Origin of the sequence: Alkalibacterium putridalgicola (genome assembly GCF_900109825.1) — a bacterium.
GTDB classification, from domain to species: domain Bacteria; phylum Bacillota; class Bacilli; order Lactobacillales; family Carnobacteriaceae_A; genus Alkalibacterium; species Alkalibacterium putridalgicola.
Window position 1 is genome coordinate 1 of record NZ_FOBL01000031.1, and the last position, 11,281, is coordinate 11,281.

12 protein-coding genes and 4 tRNA genes are annotated in these 11,281 nt (G+C 40.8%); 2 read left to right on the plus strand and 14 right to left on the minus strand.

What is annotated here, in order from left to right; translation table 11 throughout:
• Nucleotides 1-20: 20 nt before the first annotated feature.
• The 6 genes from BMX84_RS09680 to BMX84_RS09705 form a co-directional block, all read right to left on the minus strand.
• A tRNA-Phe gene (locus BMX84_RS09680) sits at nucleotides 21-93 on the minus strand.
• 14 nt (nucleotides 94-107) lie between these two features.
• Nucleotides 108-179 (minus strand) — tRNA-Glu (locus tag BMX84_RS09685).
• Between the two features lie 15 nt (nucleotides 180-194).
• Nucleotides 195-282: transfer RNA gene (locus tag BMX84_RS09690), tRNA-Ser, on the minus strand.
• A gap of 9 nt (nucleotides 283-291) precedes the next feature.
• A tRNA-Asn gene (locus tag BMX84_RS09695) sits at nucleotides 292-364 on the minus strand.
• A gap of 154 nt (nucleotides 365-518) precedes the next feature.
• Nucleotides 519-1,421, minus strand: a complete 903-nt coding sequence (locus BMX84_RS09700; protein ID WP_091489270.1) for a diacylglycerol/lipid kinase family protein — start codon at nucleotides 1,419-1,421, stop codon at nucleotides 519-521.
• A gap of 205 nt (nucleotides 1,422-1,626) precedes the next feature.
• Nucleotides 1,627-2,061 carry a Fur family transcriptional regulator gene (locus BMX84_RS09705; RefSeq protein WP_091489271.1) on the minus strand — a complete coding sequence of 145 codons (435 nt, stop codon included), beginning with the start codon at nucleotides 2,059-2,061 and terminating at the stop codon, nucleotides 1,627-1,629.
• Nucleotides 2,062-2,251: 190 nt separating this feature from the next.
• On the opposite strand from BMX84_RS09705, the gene BMX84_RS09710 reads away from it, so the two are divergent.
• The gene (locus tag BMX84_RS09710; RefSeq protein ID WP_091489273.1) at nucleotides 2,252-3,340 is read left to right on the plus strand and encodes an FUSC family protein; all 1,089 of its coding nucleotides are present in this window, start codon (nucleotides 2,252-2,254) and stop codon (nucleotides 3,338-3,340) included.
• A gap of 45 nt (nucleotides 3,341-3,385) precedes the next feature.
• Here the strand turns inward: BMX84_RS09710 and BMX84_RS09715 are convergent, their stop codons facing one another.
• From BMX84_RS09715 to BMX84_RS09740, 6 genes are all read right to left on the minus strand, one after another.
• Nucleotides 3,386-4,240, minus strand: a complete 855-nt coding sequence (locus BMX84_RS09715; RefSeq protein WP_091489274.1) for an SGNH/GDSL hydrolase family protein — start codon at nucleotides 4,238-4,240, stop codon at nucleotides 3,386-3,388.
• A 97-nt stretch (nucleotides 4,241-4,337) separates the two neighbouring features.
• A complete protein-coding gene (ntdP, locus tag BMX84_RS09720; protein ID WP_091489276.1) occupies nucleotides 4,338-4,874 on the minus strand; it encodes a nucleoside tri-diphosphate phosphatase in 537 nt (178 codons plus the stop codon).
• Between the two features lie 119 nt (nucleotides 4,875-4,993).
• The gene (gene mutY / locus BMX84_RS09725; RefSeq protein ID WP_091489313.1) at nucleotides 4,994-6,121 is read right to left on the minus strand and encodes an A/G-specific adenine glycosylase; all 1,128 of its coding nucleotides are present in this window, start codon (nucleotides 6,119-6,121) and stop codon (nucleotides 4,994-4,996) included.
• 35 nt (nucleotides 6,122-6,156) lie between these two features.
• Nucleotides 6,157-7,110: a recombination regulator RecX gene (gene recX / locus BMX84_RS09730; RefSeq protein ID WP_177165534.1), complete on the minus strand. Its 954-nt coding sequence runs from the start codon at nucleotides 7,108-7,110 to the stop codon at nucleotides 6,157-6,159.
• A gap of 106 nt (nucleotides 7,111-7,216) precedes the next feature.
• Nucleotides 7,217-7,516, minus strand: coding sequence for a hypothetical protein (locus BMX84_RS09735; RefSeq protein WP_091489280.1), 300 nt, complete (start codon nucleotides 7,514-7,516; stop codon nucleotides 7,217-7,219).
• A gap of 38 nt (nucleotides 7,517-7,554) precedes the next feature.
• Nucleotides 7,555-8,421, minus strand: coding sequence for a general stress protein (locus tag BMX84_RS09740; RefSeq protein WP_091489281.1), 867 nt, complete (start codon nucleotides 8,419-8,421; stop codon nucleotides 7,555-7,557).
• Between the two features lie 345 nt (nucleotides 8,422-8,766).
• On the opposite strand from BMX84_RS09740, the gene BMX84_RS09745 reads away from it, so the two are divergent.
• The gene (locus tag BMX84_RS09745; RefSeq protein WP_091489283.1) at nucleotides 8,767-9,534 is read left to right on the plus strand and encodes a helix-turn-helix domain-containing protein; all 768 of its coding nucleotides are present in this window, start codon (nucleotides 8,767-8,769) and stop codon (nucleotides 9,532-9,534) included.
• An 83-nt stretch (nucleotides 9,535-9,617) separates the two neighbouring features.
• On the opposite strand, the gene BMX84_RS09750 is transcribed toward BMX84_RS09745, so the two are convergent.
• Nucleotides 9,618-10,559, minus strand: a complete 942-nt coding sequence (locus BMX84_RS09750) for a tocopherol cyclase family protein (protein ID WP_091489285.1) — start codon at nucleotides 10,557-10,559, stop codon at nucleotides 9,618-9,620.
• Nucleotides 10,552-11,229: an NAD(P)H-hydrate epimerase gene (locus tag BMX84_RS09755; RefSeq protein WP_091489286.1), complete on the minus strand. Its 678-nt coding sequence runs from the start codon at nucleotides 11,227-11,229 to the stop codon at nucleotides 10,552-10,554. Before BMX84_RS09755 ends, BMX84_RS09750 begins: the two co-directional genes overlap by 8 nt.
• Nucleotides 11,230-11,281: the final 52 nt, after the last annotated feature.

Here is an 11,281-nt window from a genome sequence, read left to right on the forward strand (position 1 = left end):
CTCCAGAATATTAAGTTGAATGGCGCAGGACAGAGTCGAACTGCCGACACACGGAGCTTCAATCCGTTGCTCTACCAACTGAGCTACTGCGCCAATTTCATTATGTATGACCCCTACGGGATTCGAACCCGTGTTACCGCCGTGAAAGGGCGGTGTCTTAACCGCTTGACCAAGGGGCCGGTAAAAATAAAAAACGGAGAATGAGGGATTCGAACCCTCGATACGGAAAAACCGTATACACGCTTTCCAGGCGTGCTCCTTCAGCCACTCGGACAATTCTCCATATTGAAACTCCGCAAGCAGGGCTCGAACCTGCGACATCATGATTAACAGTCATGCGCTCTACCAACTGAGCTATTGCGGATAAATTTTTTCTTCAGCAACTGTTATATCGTAACATGGTTACAAAGATGTGTCAATCTATTCAGTGATTTTTGTTTCGATTTTTTGAATGACCCGACTTTCCTCTTCTTGCCACACTAGCATTAACTATATATCTGAAGATGCGATTCTCCCTGTCAATCATCAACAGGCACAAGAAAAGTAAAATGCTGTGGGAGTATTTCCACAATGATCGGGAAGGCCGGGCCCTGATCACCATCTACTGTTGTGAACGTCTCTTTATTTTTCACAGTGAAAACAGCTCGTTTAAATGATACGGTAAAAGCAACATCCTGCATATCATTGAACTCTTTGTTACTGAAAAGCAGTGCCTGCAGAACCGTCAGTTTCTGTCCGATAGTCGAACGTTTCAATCCAAACAAATAGAGCTTACCGTCATCGACTTCTGCTTCATCGAAGAAGTTCGGAATGCCTGCGATCGAGCTGTTTACGCCGACAAGAAGTAAATTCAAATCGATATCGACCTTCTTTTCATCAATAGTCAATTCCATTGCATATGTTTCTTCGTCTCTTAGAGATTTTATTCCTTCCATAAAGTAAGCAGCCTGTCCGAACTTACCTTTTTGTTCTTCACTGACTTCCCACACCGTTTCCGGAACTGGTCCAGCTGAAACAGAACTGAGGAATATCCGGTCATTGACTCTGCCGACATCAGCTTTTTTTTCTTTGAACCGGGGCATCTGTGCGATCGTTTCCGCTGGATCAGCGGGAACATTCAGACCCTTGGCTATATTATTGACTGTACCTGCTGGGATGATCCCCATAGCAGGCCGATATTTCTGGCTGCTCAATCCATTGGCAGCTTCCGACACTGTACCATCCCCGCCTATAATCACCAGGAGCTGATATGCTTCCTCACTGGCTTGAATGGAAAATCTGGATACATCTTCGATTTTTTCCGTCCACTTTATGTCTACTTTTCGCTCGTGCTTTAAAAATATTTTTTCCATGTCGTCTGCATATTCTTCAGCTTTTCTTTTACCAGAAGAAGGATTTGCGATAATCATAACATCTTTCATTTGTTTGTCCCCCTTCTAATCCGTTTCGTTATTATTTATTGTACTATAGTAATCATCAGGAAAGAAGTGATATTATTTTTTCACTTAATAGGTCATAAAAAAATTAAGTACACCAAAACCTAAAACAAGCTTCTGAATCTGGATAGCTATCCACACTCAAAAGCTCTTTCTTATATCATAATGACCCGGTACACTTTCGTACCAGTTATTCGCCGACTTCTTCCTGACAGTCAGGACATAAGCCGTAAATTTCCAGACGATGTGAATTGACATCGTATCCTGTTAAGTTGCTGGCAACGACTTCGACATCATCCAGTCCTGGATAATAGATATCTTCGATTTTACCACATCGTGTACATATGGCATGGTAATGTTCAGTCGAAGCGAAATCGAACCGACTGGAGTTGTCACCGAACATCATTTCTTTCACTAGACCCATTTTGGTAAATAAACGTAGATTATTGTATACTGTTGCGACACTCATGCTTGGGAAATCTACTTCTAAAGCCTTATATATTTCATCAGCAGTAGGATGACTATCCTGGTCGATCAGATATTCTAAGATCGCATGGCGTTGAGGCGTGATTCGTACATTGTTGTATTTTAACCGTTCAATGGATTGTTCAACTAAATAACTCATCTCTATCAATCCTTCATTAGTTTACTTGTATACTCAAATGATACAGTTTTAATACAAACTTTGCAAGAATATGTATGCTTTCCACATACATTTGTTAAAATAGCAAGTTTCTAATTTAATGAATTTAGAGAAGGATTTGTAGTATAATGTAACAAACAAAAATGAATCAGGAAAGTTGTGACTTTAGTTTATGAAAATCGGAGCAAGAACCTTTAAAACCAGTATCGCCGTATTTTTTGCTTTACTGATTCCTTCTTTATTCGGCATGTATGAGGTGCTTTCGCTGGCCGGGATATCTGTCGTTGCATCCATGCAGCCGTCGGTAAAAAGATCTTTCACCACCTTTAAGGAAAGACTTGTCGCCAATACTATCGGAGGCGTTGTCGCTGTCATCATGGCCTTGGGGTTCGGTACGTCTTTCATTGTCGTTAGTGTGGCAACAGCCATTCTTATTTCTCTTTTGCATCAGCTGAAACTTAATAATGTGATCGGTCTGTCCGCCATGACTCTGATCATCATTATGCTCTCGACAGACGGGGATATCCTCTCCAATGCCGTTTATAGAGTCCTGGCTACATTCACAGGGGTAGCCGTCGCCTTTATTGTCAATCGTGTCATCTTGCCACCAAACTATGAAGAAAAACTTTTTCACACCACTAATCAGGTAACTGATGATCTGACCCGGTTCATGCGTGTGAATCTGAGGAAAAACAGTCAGTATTCACTTATGCGTACAGATCTTGAATCCATCGAACAAGCGATAAGAGAAATGAAGCGTCTGCTCAGTTTCTTGAAAGACGGTGAATGGCATCCGTTAGGAAAGAAACGGGACCAGTCTTTCAAACGGACTCTGGTTATATACCGCCAGTTCATTCGTACAACAGAATCCGCCTATTTTCTTGTTTTAACTCTTCATAAGTCAGAACATGTTTACAATCATTTCCCTGAAGAGTTACGTACCTTATTAAGGGAGAGGCTTGAGACACTCATGTCGGCTCATGAACAGATCATCTTAAAGTGGAACGGCCGTGTGCTGCCAAAAGAAGTGAATTTCATCGCTTACAAATCTGATTTGAGGAAAACATTCATGCATTCCTTTTTCAACGAGGCCAGTCTGGAGTCTTATCTTCAAAATGACTATGGACAAAGCAATACCGTGATCCATCTCATGTCATCGGTCCTCGAGTATGAGGAACAGCTTCAGCACTTGAACAAGCTTGTCAGCAGTTTTAAAACAAATCATCCAGATAATCAGTCTGAGATCCGCTCGTTACATTAAAAAACAGGGTGCCCTTAAATAAAAGGGCTCCCTGTTTTTGTTTCATTACATCTCTTCGCTGAACCAATCATCTAATAATGAAAACACCTGCTCGTTACCTGTTTCATTCAACTCATCCGTCTCATCATAATAATCACCGAGTTGATCCTCTGGGACTTCAGCAGTGAAATCTGCATGTAAAGGTATTAAAGGCAGGTTATACTCTTCACTCACCTTCTGCATCCGGCTTATATAGTTCCTGTAATCCAGAGAACGTGAATTCAACTGACTCATTTGTCCTGGTACCGGGAAGGGATCAAGAGTTATGAGTTTTGCATCCTCTATCATTAAAAGCCGGTCAAGGACATAGCTCATGAACTCTTCTGTTTCTTCCAGTCCCATATCTCTCATCTGATCAGACAAGGCCGGCAAGCCATATATAACGACATCCGGGTCCTCGTCGGCCACTGTTTGAGCTGTCTGTTCTATGTATAATTCGTATGAATCATAGCCTGGAAAGCTTAGATCGATCATCGTGAACTCTCCACTGACTGAGTCCTGCATCTTTTCCGTCACTTTACTGACCCAGGTATTATTTGTATCGATCTCACCATAATACGCAAGCGTTACGTTTTCCTTTTTCAATGACACATAATCTAAGTATTGGTAAAGTGAAAGGATTTCGCTGTTTGCTTCATAATATTCCAGCAATTCTGCCGGACTACTTCCTGCGGGTAGTTTATCTCCGTTGGCAGGCACTGGTTCTACTGCAAGCTTTTCTGTTTCATCCTCTCTTTGAGAAACCGTCATCTGTTCTTCAGCCATTTCTTCACTCTGGCCTGCAGAGTAACGTAGACCAAAAAAGATAGTACCCAGTACTGCGGTGAATAATAATGGCATCATCATCACACTTTTTTTCACACTGCTTATTCCTCTCTATTTAAATTTGCTGCTTTTTAAAAACTAGACAAGGAAAACAGCAGCAGACATTGACGTCTTGCTACTGTTCGCATCACAATCATTTTTTTCCCGTTAACTGTTTGTAACGGTTGTACCATAAATCGACATACCCTTCAGAAAAGGGCCCCTTTTCCTCATTTATCCAGTCGACCAATATTTTGATATGTTCCTTCAAAATCAAGTCTATTTCATCCGGATAGTCCCATTTTTTGCCGTGTTCCTCATATTCATCGACATCCAACAAGCGTTTTTCTCCATCAGGAAAGACCTTCACGTCCAGGTCATAATCAATATACTTGGCCCCTTCTTCGTCGATCAAAAAGGGAGACGCCATATTACAATAATAAGATGTGCCTTTCTGGCGGATCATCGTAACGATATTGAACCAGTAATGCTTATGAAAATAAACGAGGGCCGGTTCACGCGTTTTCCACCTTCTACCATCAGACTCGATGACCAGAGTATGATCATTGCAGCCGATCAGCGCGTTTTCAGTTGTTTTTAACACCATTGTGTCACGCCATGTCCGATGCAGACTCCCATCATGTTTGTAACTTTTGATTGTGATGAATTCCCCTTCTTTTGGAAATGTCATCTTTTTACCAACTTTCTAGTCTTTTTTACATGGTGCAGCTTGTTCCTTCAATCTCATGTGTCATTATATCATAAACGATGGATGATAATATAATGAATAAGGATTTAAAATAAGATTTACTAAAAAAGCGTTAAGGTGTTGACCAGTTTATTGACTTTTTGTGTTGGCATAGGAAACATTTCTTCATCGAACCGGTCGGCGTGTATCCATTTCAATTCGGAAGAATGACTCAGTTCTTCAATCAATACTGCTTCGAATACGATCATCTCCCACTTGAGATGTGAAAAGACATGAGCAACGACTCCTTTTGGCTGTTCATTCACCGTCACTTTCAGATCATATGTCTCCTTTATGATCTGTTCCAGTTCCTGGCTGAGACGACTGTCGTAAAGCTCTTTTTGATTGAACGCTTTCCATCCTTCCTCATTCAGGTCCTTTCGGTCGATCATGAGAGGTGTATGCATGCCGGCCAGTACCCCTTTACTGGGACGCTTCTTATAAAGGTACTCCCCCTCTTTATTCTTTACCATAACAGTATAGTAAGTCTGTTCCGTCACTTTGTTTTTTTTCTTTTTCACCGGGTATTTTTCCCAGGATTCATTGAGGTAGGAAGCATTGAACTCTTTGACCGGACTATTTTCCGGCGAATAATTCTTCGGCGTGCAGATGGTCGCTCCCAGATCCATCAGGGCCTGATTAAAATCCCCCGGCCGATCGGGATCGATCAAGCGCCGGATCATTTCCTCAAATACCTTACGCGTAGAGGCCTTGCTGATATCCAGATCGATCTCGAATAGCCGGCTCAAGACACGCATCACATTACCGTCTACAGCAGGCTGAGGCTGGTTAAAGGCGATGCTGGTTACAGCTCCGGCTGTATAGGGACCGATTCCCTTCAAATTCAGAACATCTTTATGTGCCGTCGGAAACTTTCCTTCATGCTTTTCCAGGATCTGATTGGCCGCCACATTCATATTCCTTACTCTCGAATAATACCCCAGTCCTTCCCATAACTTCAACAGGGTCTCTTCTGATGCCTTGGCCAGATCTTCAATGGTCGGCAGGGTTTCTATGAACCGTTTATAATAGGGGATCACCGTATCCACTTGGGTCTGTTGCAGCATGATTTCAGATACCCAGATATAGTAAGGGTCACTTGTACTGCGCCAGGGTAGATCTCTTTTATTCTCATCATACCACTGCAGTAATGTCGCCCGGAAATCACGTATTTTTTCCTCGGACCACATGATTATCTCGTTTTTTTCTAATAAATCCTTCTGTTTCACGAATCTCCCTCTTTTTCTGATAAAAATTGTTCGATCAAGTCAAACGGGTAGCCTTTTGAATACAAGAAAGCCTTGGTTTTACGTCTAGCACCATACGGGTCATGTTTACGCGCATAACGCCTGTACGCTGTTTCCCCTTGTTTGACTAACGCATCATACTCATCTTCTTCAGGCTGTTCCAACGTCATGACTTCCAGCACTTGTGCGATGACATCTCTGTCAAAGCCTTTCATCATCAACTGTTCTCTGATTTTCTGTTCGATTTCCCGGTTCGATTTATTTCGTTGTCTCTTCAGTGTTTTCTCTGTCAGTTTCTTGGCATTCTCCAACTGATCCTCATCTGAATACTCTTCCAGACCATAAGCGATTTCCTCCGGCGACAAACCTTTCGCGTATAGTGACCGCTCGATTTTCTTCGGCCCTTCTGTCTTCAATTTATAGTTGGTACGAACGAAGCTCTTAGCATATTCCTTGTCATTGATCAGTCGATGTTCTCTTAAGCGTTCAATGACCGCATCGATCTCTGCATAGTCTTTTTTGGCCAAATGTTCTCTGATTTCTTTTTCTGAACGCATTTTGTAATTCAAATAATGAAGCGCAGCCTGATAAGCTTTGCTCATTTCTCCCTGCTGCTTTAGCTCTTCGATCATTTCTTTGTCGAGTTCTTTACCTTTGATGAGACGATGCTTCACCAGTATAGAATCATCCACAGCAAAGGCATACGAATCATTGATGAAGATATTGAACCGGTTCTTAGCCTTCTGAGCCTGCACTTTTGTAATGACAAACTCTGCATCTGTTTCTTCTGTCTCATCTTTTTTCAGATTTTTTACATCTTCCAGGGTGATATTCTTTTTCTCACTTGGCTTAATTTCCTTCTTGCTCGGACCAAGTTCAATTAAATTAGGAAGAGATGGTTCATTTTTTTCTGATTCTGTTCGTCGATTCATGACCTGCACCTCGCTTCTTTCTTTACTAAGTATACCATTTACCAGACGATTAATTAATGCATCCATCCGTAAAAAAAGCGCCTAAAATAATTTAGGCACTTTCAATCTACTGATCCGTTTTTTCTTCTTCGATGTTCTCTTCATCCGGGTTCAGGGATGCTTCGACTTCATTTCCCGGCGTCTCGCCTTTGGCTTTTTGAGCCGCGACTTGAGATTCATCCAGCCCTTCTTTCACGGGTCTGTCTTGACCATAAGCCATTGAGGCATTTGGGTTCGGTGCACTGTTCGGTGCACTCGTATTGGGTATACTATAGTCCGGAGCCACCACCTCATCAGAGGCTGATATTTTCTCTGCATCTCTTTTAGATTTAAAGTCCGATTTGTTTGGTTTATTATCTTTTTTCATGCCATCTCACCTTTCTGACCTGATTTCATTTGATCCACTTACTTGTTATCTTCCCATGATTTTTTACCTTGTTCTTCCATTTCCTCAGAATAATTAGCTTCTGCTTCAGGCGCTTCAGTATTTTCATCAGCTTCTTTGATGTCTTTCTTATCCGTGTTCAAGGGGCTTTTTGCTTCTGGACGCACTACACCTTCAGCTACCGTATTACCATATCCGTGTTCAGACTCTTCTTTTTCAACAGTATCTTCCTGTCCCGTCAGATCCGGTTCTTCTTTAGACCCTGTGCCCTGTGTCGATTCATTTTTTCCTTTAGTTTTGTTATTATCACTTTTGGTCTCTTTACGCATGTCGTTCGCCTGACTTGGGTCAACAGAACCGTTGACTTCTTTATTCTCAGAAGTTTCTACGCCATTCGTATTTTTATCCTTGATCACTTCTGGTTCTTCAGAATTCACTTCATCTATGGGTGTCTCTTTTTTATCAGTCATGATATCTTCTCTCTCCCCGTTTTCAATGATTTCTTCATTCACTTCAGATAGTTCGCTTTGTTTAGGTGCATCAGTATCCGCAAGAAGGACGATTTCGCCTGCTTTCAAAGCTTCTGTGTAATGATCAGCCCGGTCATGAGGAACACCATATTCTTCAAGTGTCGTACTGCTGCCTTCGCTGTCATACGTGCCAAAGGATAAGGCTTCTTTAACTTTTTCCCAGATGCTCTCATCTTCTACTTCCACTTTATTGACTTTCACATTCTTAATGGACGCGATCTTTTTGTCATACTGGGTATTTTTATCCATGACAAGCATCAGTTCATTCGGTGAATAACCTTCTTCATTTAGAAGTTTTTCTACTTGAGAAACAGCATCCTCCTCATTTTTAAATGTTCCTAAAATATGGCGATCCATACCTTCACCCTTCCTATATATATTGTCATAATTTGTTCACTTATCTATGTCTAATGGTATCACTAGACCCTGGGCATGTAAAAGAAAACGCTTAGTGAGAGCAATCGGATGGAATCAGGACATAAATAAGAGGGCCTTTACCTTTGTCTTGTACCGTTTTTTCCTGTCTCGCCATTTTTATCCTAATGATTGTTACAAATTTGAATTGATACATTTACATAAGTGGTATAAAATAAAGGCTGAATCCACTTTTTTCGTTATTAAGTGTTTTTTTTCACACGGTTTATGGTATATTTAACATAATAAGTGTTATCTAATTTAGATTGTTAGGAAGGATCATGCAAAATGAATAAGCAAGAGGAGAAAGAAAAATTAAAACAGGAACGTTTAAATAAACTAAAAGAACTGACTAATGAATCTATGGATTACCGTTATCTTATGCAGGACCAGTTAGCGGAAGCTATAAGTTCTGGAAATCAGGAAAAATTAGAAGAAACACTGAAATTGATAGATATGGATCGTGTATTTAATTATTTGGAAAAAGAAAGTGACTGCGACCGACTCGAGTCATTTAAAAACCATTTAATGACTGTCAATACTTATACGCGTATAGCAGCTAAAAATGGTGGCGTTATTCCTTTATATCTACATTTGATTTTTGAACGTTTCTCTATGATCATAAAAGATACTTATTCCCTGGACTACCTGATCGAGCATGTATACTTTGATATATTCAGAGAATACTGTCATGCCGTGGTATATTTCTCTACGTCCAATTACTCTTCAGTTATGAAAGAAATCGTTACATATATAACTGATAACCTTACAAGCGAATTGACTTTGACCAATATCGCTTCGATTTATGGCATGCACCCTGTGCACTTAGCGCGTAAATTCAAGCAGGAAACCGGTAACACATTTATCGGCTATGTCAATCAGCAGCGTATCTACCTGGCAAAATACTATTTCCATCTCGGCGAACATCAGTTAAGCGAAGTCGCTAATCTCGCAGGTTTTAACAGTCATTCTTATTTCACTAAAGTATTTAAGAAAATGACTGGAAAAACTCCAACAAAATATCTAAAAGAAATACCGGTCAACGAAAAAGTTTAAATACTGATTTATTTTTTGTCTAGCTTAATTTTACAATTTAAGATATTAAAAAACGAAGCTGGAAAAAAATCCAGCTTCGTTTTTTAATTCCAGTTCACTCTTTCCGCAGCCCCATTTTCAGTTGTCAGCTGGATGGGTTCTTTGTTTTTTTCCTGAAATGTAAGAATAATCTTTGCTTTTATCGCTTCTTTTATTGCATAATCCATCTTATCATTCATTGGAGCAATAAGCTCATCGCTGACAAGAAAACTAACCTGGGCTGTCAGTTTTTTATCTGAGTCTTTTAAACAGACTGTGTATTCCTGCTGATTCTCACTCACTTTCACTTCTGCCTTGGTTCCTGAATAAGTAGCGAAGCGATGTTCCTTGATCCCGTCATGAAAAACTCCGATCGCTCCCGTAAATTGAATAAACTTCAGACCAATATCAGCTATAGATATAAAAAACGAACTATCTCTGTCTTCCTCAAAACTGTTTGACTGTGCCCATACATACTTACTTGGAAATGTCGATCCGCGGTCTTTTTCCATATACCCATCACCAGCGGTCAAATCGATTTTTTCACCATTTATGATGACTGTTCCGCTTACTGCATGATTCATGCTGATCACATCATGAGAACAGGGCATTTTTATATACTCAAACGGTCCCATGATACTCGGAGAATAGAGATCCTGTTTCAATGGCAGGAGTTTTCCAAACGTCAGATCAATAAGTATGTCATTTTCTTCATCTTTTATATGCGCTTTAACGCCTTTTTCACTCAATACAAATAAAGGCATCAGGATGGAATAGGGTTCACTGACGACTATGAAGTCATCTATCGGAAAAGTTATTTTCCCGCTTAGAGACTTCCCCTTATAAAAAAGATTGTACTGGACAAAACATTCAGTCTCGGAAAAACGTGCCATCCCCGGGATCAGTGCCAGGGAAAAATCCTGAGCAGCATCTGTTGTTTTGACATACCATCCTTCAAAATAAGGCGCTTTTGCATTTACTCCTTTAAAATCAAATCGATTAGTCATTCGCCTGCTCCTTTTTTATGATGTCTTTTAGTAGAGAACTGTCAGGATAGCCGATCGCCATGACTTTCAGCTTACCAATATAGGGTTTAGCCTCTTTGGTGCTGAACCCTTTTTTCATGAAGCCGATCGTCAGCGTTGTATCGGCTTTAACAGCCGTACCCAGCGCACCACCGGTATCTGCTGATAATCCAGATGGCACATCCACTGCAACGATTTGTCCATGGGAACGATTGATTCTCTCTATTGCTGTTTTATGCGGTTCTTCAACATCCCTATCCAGTCCGATCCCAAATAGTGCATCCAGCACGACGTCTGCATGGAATGCCTCAGTACTTTCATCAAAAAACTCAATAGATAAACCCAAATTTTTTGCGATCCTTAACTGTTTCCTGCATTCATCTGAAGCTTTTTCTACATTACCAACCAGATAGATATCTACTGTCTTGCCCGCCTGGTGGAGGATGCGTCCGATAGCCAGACCGTCTCCTCCATTATTTCCCGTTCCGCAGATCACAGCAAAAGAAGCTGCAGATCCACTTTCGCTTCTTAGCAGCTCTTCAGTAATGGCTAATGCAGCCCGTTCCATCAGGACCAGCGAGGGGATCCCTACTTCATTTATTGTATAGGTATCGATTGCTTTTATAGTCTGGCTTGCCAATCCTTCATTCATCTGTTCCACCCCATTTACCTTAGTTATATCAAGTATAACAAAAAGGAACCTG

Excerpts from the sequence above, each read along its gene's own strand:
- BMX84_RS09700 (WP_091489270.1), bottom strand. The coding sequence starts at position 1,421 with ATGAAAGATGTTATGATTATCGCAAATCCTTCTTCTGGTAAAAGAAAA.
- BMX84_RS09705 (WP_091489271.1), bottom strand. The coding sequence starts at position 2,061 with ATGAGTTATTTAGTTGAACAATCCATTGAACGGTTAAAATACAACAAT.
- BMX84_RS09710 (WP_091489273.1), top strand. The coding sequence starts at position 2,252 with ATGAAAATCGGAGCAAGAACCTTTAAAACCAGTATCGCCGTATTTTTT.
- ntdP (WP_091489276.1), bottom strand. The coding sequence starts at position 4,874 with ATGACATTTCCAAAAGAAGGGGAATTCATCACAATCAAAAGTTACAAA.
- mutY (WP_091489313.1), bottom strand. The coding sequence starts at position 6,121 with ATGTGGTCCGAGGAAAAAATACGTGATTTCCGGGCGACATTACTGCAG.
- recX (WP_177165534.1), bottom strand. The coding sequence starts at position 7,110 with ATGAATCGACGAACAGAATCAGAAAAAAATGAACCATCTCTTCCTAAT.
- BMX84_RS09735 (WP_091489280.1), bottom strand. The coding sequence starts at position 7,516 with ATGAAAAAAGATAATAAACCAAACAAATCGGACTTTAAATCTAAAAGA.
- BMX84_RS09740 (WP_091489281.1), bottom strand. The coding sequence starts at position 8,421 with ATGGATCGCCATATTTTAGGAACATTTAAAAATGAGGAGGATGCTGTT.
- BMX84_RS09745 (WP_091489283.1), top strand. The coding sequence starts at position 8,767 with ATGAATAAGCAAGAGGAGAAAGAAAAATTAAAACAGGAACGTTTAAAT.
- BMX84_RS09750 (WP_091489285.1), bottom strand. The coding sequence starts at position 10,559 with ATGACTAATCGATTTGATTTTAAAGGAGTAAATGCAAAAGCGCCTTAT.
- BMX84_RS09755 (WP_091489286.1), bottom strand. The coding sequence starts at position 11,229 with ATGAATGAAGGATTGGCAAGCCAGACTATAAAAGCAATCGATACCTAT.